Raw genomic sequence first — 21,053 nt, forward strand, 5'->3', positions numbered from 1 at the left:
TCATTCCGATGCAGGTACTTTCATGATTTCCATCAGCAACCTTTCGAAGTGGTACGGCCAGTTTCAGGTCCTCACCGATTGCACGACCGAGGTCAAGAAGGGTGAAGTGGTCGTCGTGTGCGGTCCGTCGGGCTCGGGCAAGTCGACGCTGATCAAGACCGTGAACGGCCTCGAGCCGTTCCAGCAGGGCGAGATCCTCGTGAACGGCCAGTCGGTCGGCGACAAGAAGACGAACCTGTCGAAGCTGCGCTCGAAGGTCGGGATGGTGTTCCAGCATTTCGAGCTGTTCCCGCACCTGTCGATCACCGAGAACCTGACGCTCGCGCAGATCAAGGTGCTCCGCCGCGGCAAGGACGAAGCGGCCGACAAGGGGCTGAAGCTGCTCGATCGCGTCGGCCTGAAGGCGCATGCGCACAAGTTTCCGGGCCAGCTGTCGGGCGGCCAGCAGCAGCGCGTCGCGATCGCGCGCGCGCTGTCGATGGACCCGATCGCGATGCTGTTCGACGAACCGACGTCGGCGCTCGATCCGGAGATGATCAACGAGGTGCTCGACGTGATGGTCGAGCTCGCGCAGGAAGGGATGACGATGATGGTCGTCACGCACGAAATGGGCTTCGCGAAGAAGGTCGCCCATCGCGTGATCTTCATGGACAAGGGCGCGATCGTCGAGGACGACCGCAAGGACGATTTCTTCTCGAATCCGAAATCGGATCGCGCGAAGGACTTCCTCGCGAAAATCCTGCATTGAGCGATGTTGCATCGCCGCCCGTGGCTCGCCGGCTCTCAAGATGAAACGACTTCCTTCCCTCAATGCGCTGCAGGTATTCGACGTCGTCGCACGCCACGGCAGCTTCACGCGCGCGGCCGCGCACCTGTGCCTGACGCAGGGCGCGGTGAGCCGGCAAATCCTCGCGCTCGAAAGCTTCTATCAGTTTCCGCTGTTCAAGCGTACGCCCAAAGGGCTGTTGCTGACGGCCGAAGGCGAGCTGCTGTTGCCGACGGTGCGCGAAAGCTTCGCGCGCATCGAGGAGGTATCGATGCGCCTGTCGCGCAGGCGCACCGAGCTTGCGCTGAAGGTGCCGACCTGCATGATGCAGTGGATGCTGCCGCGGATCATGCGTTTCCAGGTCGAACATCCCGAGCTGCAGGTGCAGATCACGACCACGTGGGACCATCACGTCGATTTCCGCGTCGAACCGTTCGATGCCGCGGTGATCTATGCCGACGGGGCGGGCGCCGACATGCACGCGATTGCGTTGTTCGAAGAGCGGCTCACCCCGGTCTGCGCGCCGAGCCTGCTCGAGCGCCAGCCGCTCGCGAGCATCGACGAGCTGGCAGGCCATACGTTGCTGCATCCGACTCGCGATCATCGGGACTGGAAGCGCTGGCTCGACCAGGCGGGCGCGACGCGCGTCGATTCGACTCGCGGCCTGAGCTTCGAAACGCTCGACCTCGCGACCCGCGCGGCGATCGACGGATACGGCATCGCGATCGGCGACAGGACGCTGGTGGACGAAAGCGTGGCCGCGCAGCGGCTCGTGATGCCGTTCGATCTGTCGTTGCCGACGGGAATGGGCTATTACTTCGTGTATCCAGGCGGCATTGAACAGCCGCACAAGATCCAGCTGTTCGGCGACTGGATCGCGGACCAACGCAGGTGGGATTGCGTCACGCCGCCAGCCATGCCGGCGCGGGTGCCGGAACATCCGGATTGAACCGCGTCATGCAGTCCAGGTCGAGCGCACGGATCTGCTCGGTCATGAAGTCGATGAAGAGCCGGATTCGCGCAGGCAGGTGTTGCCGGCTCAGATAGCAGATGTAGTGGCCTCGATCCTCCGGCGCATGCCGTGCGAGCCCGACGACGAGCGCGTTCGACGCGAGGTGGTCGCGGATCTGGTAGCCCGCCATCTGTGCGATGCCCGCTCCATTCAACACCGCGTGCAACACCAGGTCGGGGTCGTTGAACGTGAACCGCGACGTCGGCAGATACTTCTGCACGCGGCCGTCGACGTTGAACTCCCATTCGAATATCCGGCCGCTCGCGAAGCGGAAATTGATGCACGCGTGCCGGTCGAGATCGGCCAGGCTTTGCGGAAGGCCATGCGCCGCGACATACGACGGCGCGGCGCACAGCGCCATCTGCATCGGAATCAGCCGCCGGGCGATGATGCTCGAGTCGTCGATCCGTCCGTTTCGAAACGACACGTCGATCCGCTCCGACACGAGGTCGACCGGCCGATCGTCGAGCAGCAGATCGATGTCGATGTCCGGGTATGCATCGGCAAATTTCTCGAGCAGCGGCGCGACGATTTTCCTGCCGAATCCCGCGGCCGAGCTGATGCGGATGAGGCCGCGCGGCGGCCCCTGCCGCAGCTCCAGCATGTCGTTCATCGCTTCGACGATCCGCGCGACGCCCTGGTTGCAGTTCTCGAAGAAGCGCCGGCCCTCGCACGTCAGTTCCGTCGTGCGCGTGGTTCGCTGGAACAGCCGCGTGCTCAGCTGCGCCTCCAGCTTCTGAACGTTGCGGCTCACTGCAGGCCGCCCGACGCCGAGCCGTTCAGCGGCCTTGGTGAAACTCCCCTCGGTCGCGACCGCCACGAAAGCGAGGATGCCTGCGTAGCTCGCACCGAAGCTCGCCGACAACGCATCGGCGCGGCCGGCCAGGTCGCGACGGACGCCGTACTCCGATGGTTCCGAATGATCCATTTCCGCTGCCCCCAACGCATTTCGACCGTGACGAATCACGCTTGCCCGAGCCCGGCCCGGTCGGCCCGCACGCGCGAACCGCGCCGCGTGCGCGTGCGGGCCCGCTTCAGCTTCGCGCGAGCCACTCGTCGAGACCGATGCGGCCGAGCCGCGCCGCCCCGAGCGGCACCAGCGACGTTTCCTCGACGCGGCCGCCGTAGTAGCGTGCATCGCGATCGGTAACGACCGCACGCGTATCGCCGACCGACTTCAGATAGCGCGCGACGATCTCCGCGAACGGCGCGCGATCCGGGCCGGCGATCTCGACCGTGCCGTTGTGCGGCCCGGCGAGCGCAATCTGCGCGACGAGCGCCGACACGTCTTCCGCCGCAATCGGCTGAAACAGGCCGTCGCCGATGCGCACGGTGCCGTCGGCCGTGCCGGCATCCGCGATGCCGCCGATGAACTCCATGAACTGCGTCGCGCGCACGATCGTGTACGGCACGCCCGCCGCTTCGATCGCCTGCTCCTGCGCGACCTTCGCGAGGAAATAGCCGTTTTCCGGCATCCGGTCGCAGCCGACGATCGACAGTGCAACATGATGGCGCACGCCCGCGGCAACCTCGGCCTTGCCGAGATTGCGGGCCGACGTGCGGAAGAAGTCGAGGACCGCCTGCGGCTCCCATGACGGCGCATTCGCGACGTCGACGACGACGTCCGCGTCCGTCAATGCGTCGGTCAGCCCTTCGCCCGTGATGGTATTGACGCCGGTGCGCGGTGACGCGGCGAGCGCCTGATGGCCGGCTTCGCCGAGCAGCGTGACGACACGCGAGCCGATGAGGCCCGAACCGCCGATGACAACGATCTTCATCGCAAAATCTCCTGACGAATGAACTGCATTGGAATGCGCGGGTACGTGGCGGATGCCGGATCCGATGAAGGTGTTCACGAACGTCGCATCACGTGACGCAATTGTGGAAGAATCATGTCCTATCCATAAGTGCCAAGAATCGTCGATCGGACTGGTCCATGTCGCATCGGAATCCGTCCCTGTTCGCGTTATCCGGGAGACCGTGATGTCCGCGCCAACGCCGCCGCTGACCATCGAAATCGACCGCCAGCATCAGTTGCCGGTCTACCTGCAGATCTGCGAGCGGTTCAGAGCCGCGATCGCCGCCGGCCACCTGCGTCCGGGCGATCGGGTGCCCGCGCTGCGCGGCCTCGCGACGCAACTGAACACCGCGCGCGGCACCGTCGAACAGGCCTATACGATCCTCGTCGACGAGGGCTATCTGCAGATGCGCGGTGCGGCTGGCACGTTCGTATCGCCATCGCTGCCGCTGTCGATGACACGGCCGTCGCCCGCCCGCGCCGAACACGGCGACTTGCACCCCGCGCCGGGCCTGCCGGACGCCCTCGCCGCGCCGCCGCGCCCGCAGCCGATCGCCGTCGCGATGAGCGGCGAGCCGCGGCCGTTGCAGCCCGGCCTCCCCGCGCTCGACGCATTTCCGCGCAAGGTCTGGCATCGGCTCGTGTCGTCGCGTGCGCGCAGCAGCGAACGCGCGTTGCTGGGCTATCCGAATCCGGCCGGCTATCGGCCGCTGCGCGAACATATCGCGACGTACCTGACGCTGTCGCGCGGCGTCACCTGCGTGCCCGAACAGGTGTTCGTCACCGGCGGCTATCGAGCGACGCTCGAACTGGTGCTGCGCAGCCTCGCGCGGGCGAACGACCGTGTCTGGTTCGAGGATCCCGGTTATCTGCTCGCGCGCGGCTTCCTGTCCGAGACCGGCGTGCAGCTCGTGCCGGTGCCGGTGGACGCCGAAGGGATCGACGTCGCGCGCGGGATGCAGCTGGACGCTCGAGCACGCTTCGCGTTGGTCACGCCGTCGCATCAGAGCCCGCTCGGGCATACGTTGTCGCTGGCGCGTCGCATCGCGTTGCTCGACTGGGCAGAAAAGACGTCGGGCTGGATCGTCGAGGACGACTACGACAGCGAATTCCGCTATCTCGGCCGCCCGCTGCCCGCGCTGAAAAGTCTCGACCGGCGCGATCGCGTGATCTATTGCAGCACCTTCAGCAAGGCGATGTATCCGGGTTTGCGGCTCGCGTACGCGGTCGTGCCGGAGCGTGCGGTGGAACGCGTCGAGCGCGTCGCGTGCAGCATGAACGCCGGTTCGCCCACGCTGCTGCAGGCTGCGCTCGCCGATTTCATCGAACAGGGCCACTTCGCCCGCCATCTGAAGCGCATGCGCGCGCTGTACGGCGAGCGTCGCACGCTGATCGTCGACGCATTGCGGCACGCGTTCGGCGAGCGGCTGATCGTCGAATCGCCGGTGGGCGGCATCCAGTTCGCGGTGCGATTCACCGACGGGCCCGACGGACCGGTCGACGACGTCGCCGTCGCCGCGCGCGCGGCCGACGCGGGGCTTGCCGTTCTGCCGCTGTCGATCTGGTATACGAACAGCCACACGCCGCAAACGCCGCGCGGCCTCGTCATCGGGTTCGCGAACATCGCCGACGCGCAGGACGCGCAACGTCACGCACGCACGCTGCGCGCGTGCGTCGATCGCTGACGCGCAGCCCGCGGCCGGCGTGCGATCACGCCGATTCACGTCGTGCGTGATTGGTGCCGAAGCGGCAACAGAGTGCGCACCTTGCCGGCTCTACTAGATCGAAAGACCCGCGATTACGATGGTTGCCACGCAAGCCGCGCGATGAATCGCCATCCGCGAGCCCATCGGCCCCGCTTCCACCGATCAGGAGAACCGATCATGACGCAACGTATCAACTACTTCCAGCAATCGCCCGAACTGACCAAGAAGCTCGTCGAGCTCGACGGTCTGCTTCAAAAGACGACGATCGACACACCGGTCTGCGAGCTCGTCGAAATTCGCGCGTCGCAGCTCAACGGCTGCGCGTTCTGCGTCGACATGCATGTGAAGACGGCGAGAATCCACGGCGAGCGCGAGCTGCGCATGCACCACGTCGCGATCTGGCGCGAGTCGACGCTGTTCTCCGCTCGCGAGCGGGCGGCACTCGAATGGACCGAAGCGCTCACGCAGCTTTCGTCGCATGGCATGCCGGACGATCTCTACGAGCGCGTACGCGGCCACTATTCGGAGAAGGAGCTGTCGGATCTGACCTTCCTCGTCGGTGCGATCAACAGCTGGAACCGGCTGAACGTCGCGTTCCGTATCGTGCCCGGGTCGTTCGACAAGATGTTCGGGCTCGACAAGGCCAACCTGGAGTAACGACATGAAACGCCTCGTCCTCGCGCTCGCGCCGCTTGCGCTGTCGTTGCTGTTGCCCAGTCAACCGGCCGCCGCCGCGCCGCAGGCCAGCGTGAAGCAACTGACCACGGAACCGTTGCCCGAGTATCCGGGCAAGGAAGCCGAGATGATCGTCGTCGACTATCCGCCCGGCAGCGTCGATCCCGTGCATCGTCACGACGCGCACGCCTTCGTGTACGTACTCGAAGGCAGTATCGTGATGGGCCTGAACGGCGGCAAGGAAGTCACGCTCCACGCCGGCGACACGTTCCACGAAGGCCCCGACGACGTGCATACGGTCGGACGGAATGCCAGCAGCACGAAGCCGGCGAAATTCATCGTGCTCCTGATCAAGAACAAGGGCGCGCCGGTGCTCACGCCGGTGAAATAGCGCGATCGTCGCCGCGGCCGACTACCGCCGGCCGCGCTCGACGGGTTCACATGCGTGCGTGCCGGCGCGGCACGCTGCACGTCGTGCCGCTATTCGACGTTGTCCGCCACGTCCGTCATCCGGATCATGTGCGGCTTGATGCCGTCGTCTTCCGCCGGCGCGGCCTCCTTCGGATGAATCAGCGCTTCGAGCCGCGCCTTCGTCGCGATGAACTCCGGCGTATTGACCTGCGAATAATCGCGCGGCCGCGGCACCGGCACCTCGATCAGTTCCTGCACGCCGCCCGGATTCGCCTTCAGCACCAGGATCCGGTCGGCCAGAAAGATCGCCTCGTCGAGATCGTGCGTGATGAACAGGATCGTCACGTCGATGTTGCGCCAGATGTCGAGCAGGTGCGTCTGCATCCTCGCGCGCGTCTGCGCGTCGAGCGCGCCGAACGGTTCGTCCATCAGCAGGATGCGCGGGCGGTTCGCGAGCGCGCGGGCAATCGCGACGCGCTGCTTCATGCCGCCCGACAACTGGTGCGGATACACGTCGGCGAAACGCGTCAGCCCGACGAGATCGAGCCACTGCAGCGCCTCGCGCTCCGCCACGCTGCTGCTGCTGCCGTTCATGCGCAGCCCGAACATCACGTTCTTCTTCACCGTGAGCCACGGAAACAGCGTATAGCCCTGGAACACCATCCCGCGATCGGCGCCCGGCCCGTCCGCCGGCTTGCCGTCCAGCAGCACTTCGCCGCTCGTCTGCGCGTCGAGCCCGGCGAGGATCCGGATCAGCGTCGACTTGCCGCAGCCGGACGGGCCGATCACGCACACGAACTCGCGCCGGTGCGTGCGGAAACTGATGTCGTCGAGCGCGACGCACTCGCCCTGCGGCGTCGCGAAACGCTTGCCGACGTGCCGCACGTCGAGTATCACGTCGCGGGCCTTCAGTCGCGCGAAGCGCTCGCGCACCGCGTCGGATTGAATCAGGTAATCGGGAACGGCTTGCGGGTTCTGCATGATGGCCTCTGCTGAAATCGGTCGATGGGTATGTGCGGCGCACGTCACGCCTTCAGCGTGCGGTCCCACGGAAAGAGCCGGCGCCCGAGCAGCGCGAGCACGATGTCGGTGCCGAGACCGATGATTCCGATCATCAGGATTGCCGCATACACGTTGTCGAAATGCTGGTAACGCGCCTGCTGGCTGATGTACCACGTGATGCCCGAGCTCGTGCCGACCAGTTCGGCGACGATCAGGTAGGTCCACGCCCAGCCGAGCAGGATCCGCTGATCGCGATACAGGTCCGGCAGCACGCCCGGAATCACGACGTGCGTGAGCAGCTTCAGCTTCTTCGTGCCGAGCGTCATCGCGGCCTCGAACAGCCCGTATTCGAGCTTGCGCGTGGTGTTCGCGATGATCAGCACCTGCTGGAACAGCGTACCGATCACGATGATCGCGATCTTCGGCGCGTCGTAGATGCCGAGAATCGCGACCATCAGCGCGCCGAACGCGGGCGCCGGCAGGTAGCGGAAGAACTCCAGGAACGGCTCCTGCAGCCGCGCGAGCGCACTGAAGGTGCCGCACACGATGCCGAGCGGCACGCCGATCGCCGACGAAATCACGAAGCCCCAGAAAATGATGCGGATGCTGTGCCACAGGCTTTCGTGCAGCCACATGCCGTCGCGCGACGCGGGCGGCGTCGTGAACGCCGTGTAGAACGCGCGCAACACCTGGTGCGGCGCCGGCAGGTAGACCGGGTTCGCGCGCTCCCCTTCGGGCACCGCCGCATGCTCGGCCCGCGCATGCGCGAGCTCGTCGTCGAACACGTCGCGGTCGATCTGCATGCCGGTCTGGAAATAGTCGACGCTGCCCGGATTCGTGATGCGCATCTGCGGATGCCAGACGAACGGTACGTAGCTGATCAAGCACCACACGGCGCACGGCAGCAGGAACGACGCCAGCCCGAGCGTCCATTTGCCGCGTGTCGTCAGCTCGCGCCGCACGGCGAGCCATCCGGTCGTGTTGCGGGTCGTTGTCATCGGAATCTCCCTCTCGTTTCGGGTGCAGGTCGCGCGGATGCAGCGCCATCGCGCGACCGTGCGTTCATTGCAATGCGCCGCTGGCCGCCTGCGCACGGTAAGCCCGCCAGCCGCCGAACCGTGTGATGTCCTGTGCATCGTCGAGCGCCGCGCTTTCGCACAGGAAGCCCTGCACCAGCGAGCCGTCGGCGAGTGTCAGCGTGCCGATGCCGAGCGGCGCCGCGATCCCGGCGACGAAGCTGCCGTAGGCCTCGACCGGCATCTCCCAGACCTCGACCGCGATCGGCGCGCCACCGTCCGGCACGCGCACGAGGCCCGGTTTGGCGACGCCGCCGCTTGCGGCGGCGGACAGCGCATAGAGGCGATAGGCCGGCGCGGTCGTGGTCGCAGCGACGAAGCGCGCGCCGCGTTGCGTGAGCTGCCCGTTCAGCGGCTCTCCGCGAAGATGCGCGCCGACGACGGCCACCCGCACGACACCTGCAGCTGCGGCATGCGCCGGCGCCGCGGCCGCATGCGGCCGAACGTCGCCGACGCCGGCCGCGCCGTCGCCCCACGCGTGCGCGAGATCGAGCAGCCGCGCATCGTCGTGCGCGCGACCGACGAACGTGATCCCGAACGGCAAGCCCGCATGCGGTCCGGTCGCGCACGTGCCCGCGGGCACCGCGATCGCCGACAGGTCGAGCAGGTTCACGAAGTTCGTGTAGTAGCCGAAGCGTGAATTGATCGCGATCGGATCGGCTTCGAGCGCATCGACGGTCGCGGTCGTCGCCGACGTCGGCATCACGATCGCGTCGATGCCATCCCACGCGTGGGCCGCGTCGACGCGCAGCGCCGCAAGCCGGTCGAACGCGGCGAACGCATCGGCGGCGCTGAAGCGCGCCGCGCCGCCGACGATTTCGCGAATCACCGGATGCAGCGCGCCGGGCTCGCGCGCGGCGAACGCGCCGATCGCGGCAAGCCGCTCCGCGACCCACGGGCCTTCGTACAGCAGCCGCGCGGCGGCGAGGAACGGGCCGAAGTCGATCTCGACGACTCGCGCGCCGGTCGCGCGCAACCGCTCCAGCGCCGCGCCCCACGCCGCGCGGTACGAATCGTCGCCGAAGAATTCGAGCTGATCGGCACGCGGCGTGCCGAAACGCAATTGCGCAAGCGGGCGTGCCGGCTGCGCGCGCAACCCGTCCGCACCCAACAACGGCTGCCATGCGCGCCCGTACGGATCGCCTTCCGTCACGCCGTGCGCGGCGGCGAACACGATGCGTGCGTCGTCCGCCGAACGCGCGAACACCGACACGCAATCGAGCGACCGGCAGGCAGGCACCACGCCGAGCGTGCTCAGCACGCCCCGTGTCGGCTTCAGCCCGACGAGCCCGTGGAATGCGGCCGGCACGCGGCCGGAGCCCGCCGTGTCGGTGCCGAGCGAGAACGTCGCGACACCGAGCGCGACCGCCACGGCCGACCCCGAACTCGAGCCGCCCGACGCATAGCGCGGGTCAAGGGCGTTGCGGCAGGCACCGTAAGGCGAGCGCTGCCCCGACAGCCCGGTCGCGAACTGGTCGAGATTGGTCTTGCCGACGGGAATCGCACCGGCCGCGATCAGCCGCTCGACGACGGGCGCGCTGCGTGCCGGCGTGTACGCGTAGGCGGGGCAGCCCGCCGTCGTCGGGATGCCGGCCACGTCGATGTTGTCCTTGATCGCGAACGGCACGCCGTACAGCGGCAACGATGCGACGTCGCGTCCGGCCAGCGCGTCGGCATGCGCCATCATCTCGTCGCGCGTGAGCGGCCGGATCCACGCGTGGTGCGGGTCGCCCGCGTCGAAGTGCGCGGCGATCGCGTCGACGAGCGCATGCGGCGTCAGGGCCCCGGCCGCGTAGCGTGCGCGCAGCGCGGCAATCGAATGCAGCCCGGGCAGGATCGAACGTTCCGTCGTGCTCATGCGACCTCCTCGGCGGCGCCCGCCTTCATCACCATCAGCCGCTGGCCGGCCACCACCGCCGTGCCGGGTGCGCAATCGATGCTCTCGATCATGCCGTCTTCCATTGCCGTCACCGCCACCTCCATCTTCATCGACTCGACGATCGCGACGACCTGCCCTTCGGTCACGCGCTCGCCGGCTTCCACCAGCACCTTCCACACGCTGCCCGATACGTCTGCGGCGATCGCTCGCTGCGTATCGTCGAGCGTGCCCGCTACCTGGTCTGCCTGCGCGTCGCCCTGCTCCGCATCGCCGACGTATTCCGCATGGCCGGCCGCGCGCCAGCGCTCGCGCTCCGCGTCGAATGCGGCCTGCTGCGTCGCCTTGAACGCGGCGATCGAATCCGCTTCATCGCTCAGGAAGCGGTTGTATTCGCGCAGATCGAACACGGATTCCTCGATCTTCAGCGCCGCGCGGCCCGCGATGAAATCCTCACGCAGCGCACTCAGCTCGGCCTCGCCGACTTCGTAGAAGCGAATCTCGTCGAAGAAGCGCAGCAGCCACGGCTTGCCGGCTTCGAATTCCCGCGTGGTGCGGTGGCGATTCCACATCTGCACGGTGCGGCCGACGAACTGATAGCCGCCGGGCCCTTCCATCCCGTACACGCACAGATACGCGCCGCCGATACCCACCGCGTTCTCCGGCGTCCACGTGCGCGCGGGGTTGTACTTCGTCGTCACGAGCCGATGCCGCGGATCGATCGGCGTCGCGACGGGCGCGCCGAGGTAGACGTCGCCGAGGCCCATCACCAGATAGCGCGCGTCGAACACGATGCGCTTCACGTCGTCGATGCTCGCCAGGCCGTTGATGCGCCGGATGAACTCGATATTGCTCGGGCACCACGGCGCATCGGGCCGCACCGACTGCATGTAGCGCTCGATCGCGACGCGCGTCGACGGGTCGTCCCACGACAGCGGCAGATGCACGATGCGGTTCGGCACGCGCATGTCGGTCGCGTCGGGCAGTTCGCGCTCGGCGGCCTGCAGATGCGCGAGCAGCGCGTCAAGCGGCAGCGTCCGCGCGTCGAACTGCACCTGGAGCGAGCGGATGCCCGGCGTCAGATCGAGCATGCCGGGCAGCCGGTGCGCGTCGAGCCAGCACATCAGGGCATGCACGCGAAAGCGCAGGTTCAGGTCGAGCACGAGCGGCCCGTATTCGACGAGCACGTTGCGATCTCCGGAGCGCCGGTACACGACGCCGATGCCGCCGCCGGCCGACGGTTCGCGATGCAGCACGCAATCGTCGGATGAGGCGGATGAGCCGGATGCCCCGGATGCAGCCGCGGCAACGTCACGCGTCGACTGCACGACCGCGCGAGCCGGCATCCCCGACGCCGCGCCCGCGCGCACGAACTGCACGGTATCGCCCGGCCGCAACTGCCCGAGCTTCCACAGCTCGTCGCGCACGACCGTCACCGGGCATACGAAGCCGCCGAGGCTCGGCCCGTCCGGGCCGAGAATCACCGGCATGTCGCCGGTGAAATCGACGGCACCGATTGCATACGCGTTGTCGTGAATGTTCGACGGATGCAGCCCCGCCTCGCCGCCGTCCGCACGCGCCCATTGCGGCTTCGGGCCGATCAGCCGTACGCCGGTGCGGCTGGAGTTGTAATGGACGGTCCACTGCGTGCCGTAAAGCATCGCGATGTCGTCCCGCGTGAAGAAATCCGGCGCACCATGCGGGCCGTCGAGCACGCCGAGCGTCCACGCATGCGTCAGCGCGGGAACGTCGGCGGCAGCCAGCGTCGCGCCCGCGTCGCCGCGCCCGGCGTCCGCATGCAGATGCAGCACGTCGCCCTTGCGCAGCGCGCGGCCCGCGTGCCCGCCGAACTGGCCGAGCGTGAAGGTCGCCTTGCTGCCGAGATAGTCGGGCACCTGCAGCCCGCCCTTGACCGCGAGACACGCACGCACGCCCGCGCCCGTCACGCCGCCCAGCTTGAGAATCGCGCCCGCTCGTGCGCGCACGACCTGCCAGAACGGCACGGGTTCGCCGTCGAGCGTGGCCGCGAGCGGCGCACCGCCGAGCACGAACAGCGTCGCCGTGTTGAAGCGCAGCGTCGCGCCGACCATCGTGAATTCCAGCCCGGCCGCGTCGCGCGCGTTGCCGAGCAGCGCGTTCGCGAGATCGAACGCGCGATCGTCCATCGGGCCTGACGGCGGCACGCCGACGCTCCAGTAGCCGACACGCCCGGGCGCTTGCTGCACGGTAGTCTGCACGCCGCCGTCGAGCACGTCGATCGTGTGCGGAGCGAACGCGAAGCGCGACAGGAAGGCCGTCGTCGGCGCGCCGCGCGCGAACGTGTCGGAGCCGACGACGGCGCGCAGATAGTCGAGGTTGGTCTCGATCCCGTACAGGCCGGTATGGTCGAGCGCGGCACGCAGCGCGGCCAGCGCGTCGCGCCGCGTGTCGCCGCGCACGATCAGCTTTGCGAGCAGCGGATCGTAATGCGCGCTGATCTCCGTGCCCGCGTCGATCCAGCCGTCTACCCGCACGTTCGCGGGAAACGACACGTGCGTGAGCAGCCCGGCGCTCGGCTGGAACTGCTTGTTGGGATCCTCCGCATAGAGCCGCACCTGGATGCTCGCGCCGCGCGGCGCGACCGCAAGCGTGTCGAGCGGCGGCAAGTCGCCTTCGGCCTGCAAAATCATCCATTCGACGAGATCGACGCCCGTCACTTCCTCGGTCACGCAATGTTCCACCTGCAGCCGCGTGTTCACCTCGAGGAAATAGAACCGCCGTTCGGTCGCGTCGAACACGAATTCGACCGTTCCGGCCGACGCGTAGCCCACCGCGCGCGCGAGCCGCACCGCGCTCGCGTGCAGTGCATCGCGCTCGGCGTCGGTCAGGTCGGGCGCCGGCGTTTCCTCGATCACCTTCTGGTTGCGGCGCTGCACCGAGCAATCGCGTTCGCCGAGCGCGATCGCGCCGCCGCGGCCGTCGCCGAAGATCTGCACTTCGATGTGCCGCGCGTGTTCGACGAACTTCTCGAGATAGACGCCCGCATGCGCGAAGTTCGCGGCGCCGAGCCGCACGACGGATTCGAACGCCGCGCCGAGCTGCGCGGCATCGCGGCACAGCGACATGCCGATGCCGCCGCCGCCCGCTGTGCTCTTCAGCATCACCGGATAGCCGATCGCGTCGGCTTCGGCGAGCGCCGTCGCGACATCGTCGAGCAGGCCGGTGCCGGGCAACAGCGCGACACCATGCGCGGCTGCGAGTTCGCGCGCGGTGTGCTTGAGGCCGAACGCGCGCATGTGATCGCCACTCGGCCCGATGAAGCGCAGGCCCGCCGCTTCGCACGCGTCGGCAAAACCCGCGTGCTCGGACAGGAAGCCGTAACCGGGGTGCACGGCCTGCGCGCCGGTCTCGCGCGCGGCGGCGAGGATCGCCGCGACGTTCAGATAGCTGTCGGCCGCCGGTGCGGGGCCGACGCGCACGGCTTCGTCGGCGAGCGCGACGTGGCGCGCGTCGCGGTCGGCATCCGAATAGATCGCGACCGACGCGATGCCGAGACGCTTGAGCGTGCGGATCACGCGGCACGCGATTTCGCCGCGGTTCGCGACGAGCACTTTGACGAATCTCATGTTGCCTCCCGCCGGGCCGCCCCAAGGGGCGTAGCGGGGAATTCGCGGAGCATCGCTCCGCGCCCGCGCAGCCGGCCGGCTCTGCAAAGCCGGCCGTGGACGGTAACCGCCCCCTCGGGGGGCAGCGAACGTGTCGGCCCGGAGTAGCGCTTCAGCACGTACTCCGGCCCCATGCAAAGCAAGTGAGCGTGGGCGCAGTTCATTCGGCCTCCCACACAGTGAGGCGCACGGGCGTCGGGTTGTAGCCGTTGCACGGATTGTTGAGTTGCGGGCAGTTCGAGATCAGCACCGTAACGTCCATTTCCGCGCGCATCTCGACGTACTTGCCGGGCGCGGAAATCCCGTCCTCGAACGTGAGGCCGCCGAGCGGCGTAACGGGCACGTTCATGAAGAAGTTGACGTTGCCGACCAGGTCGCGCTTGGTGAGCCGCGCGCCGGCGCCGCACGTGCAGTGCGCGATCGCGTTGAGGAAGCTGTCGCGGCAGTTGTGCATGTAACGCTTGTCGAGCGCATAGCGCACCGTGTTGCTCTCGGCCGCGCATGCACCGCCGAGCGTGTCGTGGCGGCCGCACGTATCCGCGACGATCGTCGCCATCGGGTTGCCGCGGCTCGACATCAGCACGCTGCCCGCGCTCAGATACAGGTTGCGCTGCGCGCGGATCGTGTCCTGCGCGCTGTAGCGCTCCTCGGGGTCGTCGGTGCTGTAGAACAGCGTATCGACGGCCTGGTTGCCTTCGAGGTCGAGAATGCGGAAGGTCTGCCCGCGCTTCAGGCCGTGCAGCCACGGGTCGCCCGCGTTGAGCGTGATGTCGTAGATCGCGTCGCGCGGGTCGAGACGGCTTTCGATGATCGGCATGGTCTCGCTCCTCATGCGAACAGACGGTCGGTGTTGGCGAAGCCGCGCGTGTTCTCCGCGCATGCGCGCCGGCACGGGTCGTCTTCGGGCGCCGCGCCATCGGCCGGATACGCGCGATACGCGATCAGCTTCACGGCTTTCGGCGCATAGTCGGGGCGCGGGTCCAGCGGATGCGGCGCGGTCGAGAACGCCGCGAGCGTATTCATCTCGAAGCGCAGGTCGAACGCGCTGCCGGCCGGCGAATGTCCGGCGACGAAATCGAGCGCGCCGTCGTCGCGCGTGGCCAGCTTGCTGAAGAAGTTGACGTTCGCGGCAAGATCGCGCGCCGACAGCCCGTATTTCGCGAGCTCGAGCACGAGGCTGTCGCGGCCGTTGCGGATCATCGCGTTGCGATCGGCCTGATACGACGACGTGCCGTACTTGTGCGCGAACAGCCGCGCATCGCCGACGCCGCCGAGCGGATCGTGCCAGCCGAGCGTGTCGGCCGTGATCGACGCGATCACGCGCCCCATGTCCGTATACAGCGCATGGCCGCGCGTGAGATGCGCGGTGTGCTGCGCCTTCAGCGTGTCGGCCATGTTGTAGCGTTCGAGCAGGTCTTCCTGGCGATGGAAGACGGCGGACAGGTTCGCGCCGCCGTCGACATCGACGATGCGCAGCGCGAGACCGCGGCGCAGGATGCCGGACCAGTGGGTTCCGGCGGGAATCAGCGTTTCCCACGCGACGTGTGGCGGCGGGGCAAGGACGGCTTGGGGGCTCGGCGACATGGCGGCTCCGGGGTTGGTTGGACAAAAGGCGTGAGAGGGCGACCGAACGACATCGCGACCTCCCGGGCTTTTATCCCTCCGTGGAGCCTCGCCGTTTCCTCGTATCGAGGCGAAGGCAAGACCGGATTGCTCTCGGACCAGGCATCGCGCGGCGCACGCCGCACGACCGGAACCCTAGCGATCCTGAAGATGATGCAAATTGCTTCGCACCTCTCGGGCATCGAATAAGCGAGTTGCGTGCCAGCCGCCGCTCAATGACCGCTCGGACCGCACGACGCGGCCCGGCCGCCCGACGCCGCGCGGCATCCGAAGCCCGCGCGCAGCCGCTTGCCCACGCAGCGGGCGCGCGGCGCACCATGCTCACGCCAGCGCGCACCGGCGCAGTGCGCATTGCGTGCTCGGCACGGCCCGATTCACGATGGCATGGGCATTGCTGAAAGCGGCGTACCACCACCCGATACCCGATCGTTCATGAACAAGCTCGACCTGCTGCGGCGCGCACTGAGCGCGCTGTTCGCCGCCCGCTTCATCGAACTTCAGCGCACCATGCGCCGCCGTTGAGTCGTGATCCCACGCGAAGCGACAAACGCCGTTGGCACGCTTCTCGCTCGGCATCACGCCGAGAGGTGCGGCGGCGTCGCATCTTAGGGGTGCTAGGGTTCCGGTTCATCGAACGTCTGGTCCGAGAGCAGCCCGGCGCGGGTTCGTCCGATCGCAAGAGCGGATGCACGCGTGCTACACGGCGGGACAAAAGCCCGGGAGATTGGCGATGGCAACGGCCGTCGCGCCTCTCCGTGGCCGCTTCGTTCGTTCCGCATCCGCAGGAACCGGTCACGCAGCCGGAACGTGTGCTCGCGCACGGTCCGTATCGACGATCCCGATCCCGGTCTCCTGGAGAACAACGATGACCCGTCCCGCCCCGGCGTTCCGCCGCCTGTCGTCCTTCCGTTTCATCCGTCATGCAGTCGGCGCCGCCGTCGCGGCTGCCGCGCTATGGGCGGCGCCTGCCGCGCAGGCTGCCGCGCCGCTGAAGATCGGCTACAGCGACTGGCCGGGCTGGGTCGCGTTCCAGGTCGCGCTCGACAAGGGCTGGTTCAAGGAGGCCGGCGTCGACGTCGATTTCGAATGGTTCGATTATTCGGCGTCGCTCGACGCGTTTTCCGCGGGCAAGCTGGATGCGGTCGCGGCGACCAACGGCGATGCGCTCGTGACGGGCGCATCCGGCGCGAAGAACGTGATGATCCTGCTGACCGACTATTCGGCCGGCAACGACATGATCGTCGCGAAGCCGCCGCTGCGCACCGTCGAGGCGCTGAAGGGCAAGAAGGTCGGCGTCGAGCTCGGCCTCGTCGATCACCTGCTGCTCGAAACCGCGCTGCAGAAGCACGGGCTCAAGGACGGCGACGTCACGCTCGTCAACGCGAAAACCAACGAGTTGCCGCAGGTGCTCGGTTCGTCGGCCGACATCGCTGCGGTGGCCGCATGGCAGCCGAACGCGGGCGAGGCGTTGAAGCGCGCGCCGGGCTCACGCGCGATCTTCACGTCGGCGGATGCGCCGGGGCTGATCTACGACGCGATCACCGTCGCGCCGGCGAGCCTCGCCGCGCGCCGCGCCGACTGGGCGAAGGTCGTCAAGGTCTGGTATCGCTGCGTCGCGTACATCAACGATCCGAAGACGCAGGCCGACGCGGTCAAGATCATGTCGGCGCGCGTCGGGCTCGCGCCCGCGCAATACCTGCCGCTGCTGAAGGGCACGCACCTGCTCGACGAGGCGGCCGCGAAGCGTGCGTTCCGCAAGGGCGACGGGCTCGATTCGATCTACGGCTCGACGCGCAACGCGAATGCGTTCAACGTGCGCAACGCCGTGTACAAGCAGTCGCAGGACGTCGACGCGTATATCGATCCGCGGTTCGTCGACGCGCATTGACGGCAGCATGCCCGTTGGCGACGCGACGCGCGCGCCAGCGGGCGGGCAACACCGGGCCGGTCGCACGCTCGCCACGGCGTCCAATTGATCGCCGCGCAGGTTGCGCGGCCGGTGCGCCACGAACCGGCCGCGACGCAACCGCCGATCAACCAGCCGGTGCGGCGACGAAATCGCCCAGCGGAAGCGGCCGGTTCGCCACGTCGCATGCCTCGGCGCACGTCAGGCCAAGCGTCTGCAACGCATGACGGTGCGCGTCGCGACGTGCGTCGCGCTGTCCGTGCTGAGCGCGTGCGCGTCGCCGCCCGTGCACTTCCATACGCTCGCGGCGCCGCCGCCGCGCATCCCGGCTGGCTGATCGACATCCAGACCGTGCACGTCGCGGCGCCGGCGGACGGCAACCGGTTCGTCTTGTTGCGCGGCCCCGAGCGGGCCGACATCCTCGAACAGGAACGCTGGGCCGCGCCGCTCGGCGACGAAATGCGCGGCGGGCTGTCCACGCGCGTCGCATCCGAGCTGGACGCGATCGACGTTCACCGCATCGCTTACGCGGACCGCGCGCTCGTCTACCGGATCGCGGTGGACGTCCAGCGAATCGAATCGTGGCCGGCGTCGCACGTGCTGCTCGACGCGGCCTGGAGCGTCAGCGCCGGCGCCGGGACCGGACAACGGGCACTGACGTGCCGCAGCATCGTCCGGGCTGATGCATCGACGGGCTATGACGCGCTCGTCGATGCGCATCGCCGCGCGCTCGACGCGCTCTCGCAGGGTATCGCGGCCGGCATTCGCGCTACGGCTACACGCGCCGCGCCGCCCGCCGGATGTCGCGCGGGCGGACTCGACCAAGCGGTCGCAGGTTGCGCCGCGGGGCGCGGTACGACGGACGCGCCGGACGGTCCAGACGCGCCGGACGATTGAACGGGTGCAGCGGCAGCGCCGCGGGCCGGCTTGGGCGGCCGGTATCGCGGCCGCCTCGCCGCCTTACCGCGGCGCGTCGGCCGGTTCGACGACGGGCAGCGGCCGGCTCGCGATCTTCTCGGCTTCCGCGCGCTTGAGCCCGAGCGTCTGCAGCAGCGTGGCCGCGGTGCGTTCCGGAAAGTGCTCGCCGCTGAAGCCGAGCCGCGCGAGCACGTCGGCGGCCGGCGCGCCGGGCGCGACGAAATTGAGTTCCGCGGCGATCGCGGTGAGCACCGTGCCGCCGACGGACAGGAAACCGATGAACGGATCGGCAACCACGAAGCGCTGCGCGGCGATGCCGCGCTCGATGTCGCGCAACAGCCGCTGGCCGAGGCCGAGCGTCAGCACGCGCGCGGAAAACCCCTCGCGGATCAGGAAACGGCCCCACACCGGCTCGCGCCGTGCCCGATTCAGCGTATGCCGCACCGACACCGCGACGATCTCCGCCGGATCGGACAAGCCGCTCGCCAGGCGATCCAGCGAATCGGCGAATTCCTCGAATACGGTGTCCACGAGCGTCTCGTAGATCGCTTCCTTCGATTCGAAGTGGTTGTAGAACGACCCGAAGCCGACGTCCGCGGCCTCGGTGATTTCGTTGATGGCCACGCCTTCCATGCCTTTTTCGGCCATCAGCCTCAGCGCCGCCTCGAGCAGGCGGCCACGGGTCTCGCGCTTGCGCCGCGCACCGCGCGGCTCGCGCTCTTCGGCAACCGGCGCGGCGACGTCGGCGGTAACGGAAGGTTCGGCCGCCGCACGTTTCGGTGCGCGCCGTTTCAGAGGGTTCGACATGACAGATCCGGTTCTGATGTGCGTCGAAGTATAGATTCAAATGTCTACGTTGACAAAATCATCATCTATGACTTTAATGTCACCAATCACATCCCGTCGCGTGCCGCGGCCGCGATCGACAGACGAATGGAGACAAGGTGGAGACATTTGAAACGACGGGCGCGCACGCCGCAGGCGACGCGCCGCCATCCGATGCGAGCGGGCTGCCGGCGGCAACCGACATCCTGATCGTCGGCTTCGGGCCGGTCGGCGCCGCGCTCGCGAACCTGCTGGCATGCCACGGCGTGCAGGTCGTCGCGATCGACAAAGCGCCCGACATCTTCATGGCGCCGCGGGCCATCGCACTCGACAACGACGCGCTCCGCATCCTGCAGATGGCCGGCATCGACGAGCACGACTTCGACACGGTCGCGATTCCGTACGTCCGGATGCGCTCGCCGTTGCTCGGCGAATTCGGGCGGATCGACACGCTGGGCACCCTGGACGGTCATCCGAAACTCGTGACGTTTTACCAACCGGATCTGGAACGCTGCCTGCGCGAGCGACTGCGCGGCCGCGACAACGTGCACGTCGCGCTCGGCACGGCGCTCGAGGGCTTCGTCGAGGAGCCGGACGGCGTGATCGCCACGCTGAGCGACGCGCACGGGCAAACGCATACGGTACGCACGCGTTACCTCGTCGGCGCGGACGGCGCGAGCTCGCTCGTACGCCAGTTGATCGGCCAACAGTTCAACGGCAAGACTTACGCCGAAGACTGGCTCATCGTCGATGCGCGTCATGTGCCGCGGCCGATCGACCATGTCGAGTTCATTTGCGACCATCGCCGTCCGACGCCGCACATGGTCGCGCCGGGCGCGCGCGAACGCTGGGAGTTCATGCTCCGCCCCGGCGAGCATCGCGAGGAGATGGAGTCCGACGCGCGCATTCGTGAACTGCTCGCGCCGTGGGGCAACGTCGACGACATCGCCATCGAACGCAAGGCGGTCTACCGCTTCCATGCGCGCACGGTCGACGCATTCGGCAAGGGCCGCGTGTTTCTCGCGGGAGACGCCGCGCACATCACGCCGCCGTTCGTCGGCCAGGGGCTCGTCGCGGGGTTGCGCGACGCGGCCAATCTCGGCTGGAAACTCGCGTGGGTCGTCCTCGGCCGCGCCGATCCGCGCATCCTCGATACGTACGACGAGGAGCGCCGGCCGCATGCGCAGGCCATGATCCGGCTCGCGAAGTTCATGGGGCGCCTGGTGATGCCCCGCAACGCGGTGGTAGCGCTCGCGACGCACGGGCTGATGCGCGCGCTGCGGTGCGTGCCGGTGCTGCGCGCGCAATTCGACGAACTGCGCATCAAGCCGAAGAACGCGTTTCGCTCGGGACTGTTCGTGCGCGGCCGCTCCGGCGCAACCCTCGTACGCGGCGCCGCGCTTGCGCAGGGATGGCTCCGAGGCACCGACGGCGCGACACGGCTCAGCGACGACGTGCTCGGCAGCGGCTACACGCTGATCGGGTTCGGCTGCGACCCGCGCGCCGCGCTCACGCCCGATGCGGCGGCCGCGCTCGCGCATGCGGGCGGCACCATCGTGCAGATCGCGCATCGCGGTCAACGACTGCGTCCCGGCGGACGCGATTGCTGGGAAGACATCGACGGCACCTTCCTTCCCGGCATGGCGCCCGTCAGCTGGGTCGCCGTCGTGCGCCCCGACAAGACCGTCGTTCACGACGGACCGGCGGCAGACGTCAGCCGCATCGTGCACGACAGCCTGTGGCTGCTCGGTATGGCGCCGCGTGAGGCGCCGTCCGCCGCCGTATCCGCCATCCGACCCACCTGAACGCACTTCG

General features: G+C 68.2%; 17 protein-coding genes and 2 riboswitches. Of the genes, 8 read left to right on the forward strand and 9 right to left on the reverse strand.

Annotated features, from left to right (window positions below; translation table 11 throughout):
* Positions 1–22 precede the first annotated feature (22 nt).
* Positions 23–748: an amino acid ABC transporter ATP-binding protein gene (locus BSE24067_RS05765; RefSeq protein ID WP_151062893.1), complete on the forward strand. Its 726-nt coding sequence runs from the start codon at positions 23–25 to the stop codon at positions 746–748.
* A gap of 40 nt (positions 749–788) precedes the next feature.
* A complete protein-coding gene (locus BSE24067_RS05770; protein WP_151062892.1) occupies positions 789–1,715 on the forward strand; it encodes a LysR substrate-binding domain-containing protein in 927 nt (308 codons plus the stop codon).
* Here the strand turns inward: BSE24067_RS05770 and BSE24067_RS05775 are convergent.
* On the reverse strand, positions 1,669–2,706 hold the full coding sequence (locus tag BSE24067_RS05775) for a LysR family transcriptional regulator (RefSeq protein ID WP_151062891.1): 1,038 nt from the start codon (positions 2,704–2,706) through the stop codon (positions 1,669–1,671). The genes BSE24067_RS05770 and BSE24067_RS05775 overlap by 47 nt on opposite strands.
* 106 nt (positions 2,707–2,812) lie before the next feature.
* Entirely contained in the window at positions 2,813–3,556 is a 744-nt protein-coding gene (locus BSE24067_RS05780; RefSeq protein WP_151062890.1) for an SDR family oxidoreductase, read from the reverse strand.
* A 205-nt stretch (positions 3,557–3,761) separates the two neighbouring features.
* Here BSE24067_RS05780 and pdxR point away from each other — a divergent pair, with 205 nt between their 5' ends.
* From pdxR to BSE24067_RS05795, 3 genes are all read left to right on the forward strand, one after another.
* Positions 3,762–5,261, forward strand: coding sequence for a MocR-like pyridoxine biosynthesis transcription factor PdxR (gene pdxR, locus BSE24067_RS05785; RefSeq protein ID WP_151062889.1), 1,500 nt, complete (start codon positions 3,762–3,764; stop codon positions 5,259–5,261).
* Positions 5,262–5,459: 198 nt separating this feature from the next.
* Positions 5,460–5,939: a carboxymuconolactone decarboxylase family protein gene (locus tag BSE24067_RS05790; protein ID WP_151062888.1), complete on the forward strand. Its 480-nt coding sequence runs from the start codon at positions 5,460–5,462 to the stop codon at positions 5,937–5,939.
* Positions 5,940–5,943: 4 nt separating this feature from the next.
* Entirely contained in the window at positions 5,944–6,348 is a 405-nt protein-coding gene (locus tag BSE24067_RS05795; RefSeq protein WP_151062887.1) for a cupin domain-containing protein, read from the forward strand.
* An 89-nt stretch (positions 6,349–6,437) separates the two neighbouring features.
* Here the strand turns inward: BSE24067_RS05795 and BSE24067_RS05800 are convergent, their stop codons facing one another.
* From BSE24067_RS05800 to BSE24067_RS05825, 6 genes are all read right to left on the reverse strand, one after another.
* Entirely contained in the window at positions 6,438–7,349 is a 912-nt protein-coding gene (locus BSE24067_RS05800) for an ABC transporter ATP-binding protein (protein WP_151062886.1), read from the reverse strand.
* A 44-nt stretch (positions 7,350–7,393) separates the two neighbouring features.
* Positions 7,394–8,368 carry an ABC transporter permease gene (locus BSE24067_RS05805; RefSeq protein WP_151062885.1) on the reverse strand — a complete coding sequence of 325 codons (975 nt, stop codon included), beginning with the start codon at positions 8,366–8,368 and terminating at the stop codon, positions 7,394–7,396.
* Positions 8,369–8,432: 64 nt separating this feature from the next.
* A complete protein-coding gene (atzF, locus tag BSE24067_RS05810; protein WP_151062884.1) occupies positions 8,433–10,304 on the reverse strand; it encodes an allophanate hydrolase in 1,872 nt (623 codons plus the stop codon).
* Positions 10,301–13,927, reverse strand: coding sequence for an urea carboxylase (gene uca / locus BSE24067_RS05815; protein ID WP_151062883.1), 3,627 nt, complete (start codon positions 13,925–13,927; stop codon positions 10,301–10,303). The genes atzF and uca overlap by 4 nt, the downstream gene beginning before the upstream one ends.
* A 199-nt stretch (positions 13,928–14,126) precedes the next feature.
* Positions 14,127–14,783: an urea amidolyase associated protein UAAP2 gene (locus tag BSE24067_RS05820; RefSeq protein WP_151062882.1), complete on the reverse strand. Its 657-nt coding sequence runs from the start codon at positions 14,781–14,783 to the stop codon at positions 14,127–14,129.
* A gap of 11 nt (positions 14,784–14,794) precedes the next feature.
* On the reverse strand, positions 14,795–15,550 hold the full coding sequence (locus BSE24067_RS05825; RefSeq protein ID WP_151062881.1) for an urea amidolyase associated protein UAAP1: 756 nt from the start codon (positions 15,548–15,550) through the stop codon (positions 14,795–14,797).
* Between the two features lie 57 nt (positions 15,551–15,607).
* Positions 15,608–15,739: riboswitch (guanidine-I (ykkC/yxkD leader) on the reverse strand.
* A gap of 453 nt (positions 15,740–16,192) precedes the next feature.
* Positions 16,193–16,314, forward strand: a riboswitch (guanidine-I (ykkC/yxkD leader).
* A 140-nt stretch (positions 16,315–16,454) separates the two neighbouring features.
* Here BSE24067_RS05825 and BSE24067_RS05830 point away from each other — a divergent pair.
* Positions 16,455–17,477, forward strand: a complete 1,023-nt coding sequence (locus tag BSE24067_RS05830) for an ABC transporter substrate-binding protein (RefSeq protein ID WP_151062880.1) — start codon at positions 16,455–16,457, stop codon at positions 17,475–17,477.
* A gap of 288 nt (positions 17,478–17,765) precedes the next feature.
* Positions 17,766–18,392 (forward strand): PqiC family protein, encoded by a 627-nt coding sequence (locus tag BSE24067_RS05835; RefSeq protein ID WP_244130537.1) that lies wholly within the window; start codon positions 17,766–17,768, stop codon positions 18,390–18,392.
* Positions 18,393–18,455: 63 nt separating this feature from the next.
* Here the strand turns inward: BSE24067_RS05835 and BSE24067_RS05840 are convergent, their stop codons facing one another.
* Positions 18,456–19,220 carry a TetR/AcrR family transcriptional regulator gene (locus tag BSE24067_RS05840; RefSeq protein ID WP_151062879.1) on the reverse strand — a complete coding sequence of 255 codons (765 nt, stop codon included), beginning with the start codon at positions 19,218–19,220 and terminating at the stop codon, positions 18,456–18,458.
* 137 nt (positions 19,221–19,357) lie between these two features.
* On the opposite strand from BSE24067_RS05840, the gene BSE24067_RS05845 reads away from it, so the two are divergent.
* Entirely contained in the window at positions 19,358–21,043 is a 1,686-nt protein-coding gene (locus tag BSE24067_RS05845) for a bifunctional 3-(3-hydroxy-phenyl)propionate/3-hydroxycinnamic acid hydroxylase (RefSeq protein WP_420883507.1), read from the forward strand.
* The last annotated feature ends 10 nt before the right edge of the window (positions 21,044–21,053 follow it).

Source organism: Burkholderia latens (genome assembly GCF_902499045.1).
GTDB classification, from domain to species: domain Bacteria; phylum Pseudomonadota; class Gammaproteobacteria; order Burkholderiales; family Burkholderiaceae; genus Burkholderia; species Burkholderia latens.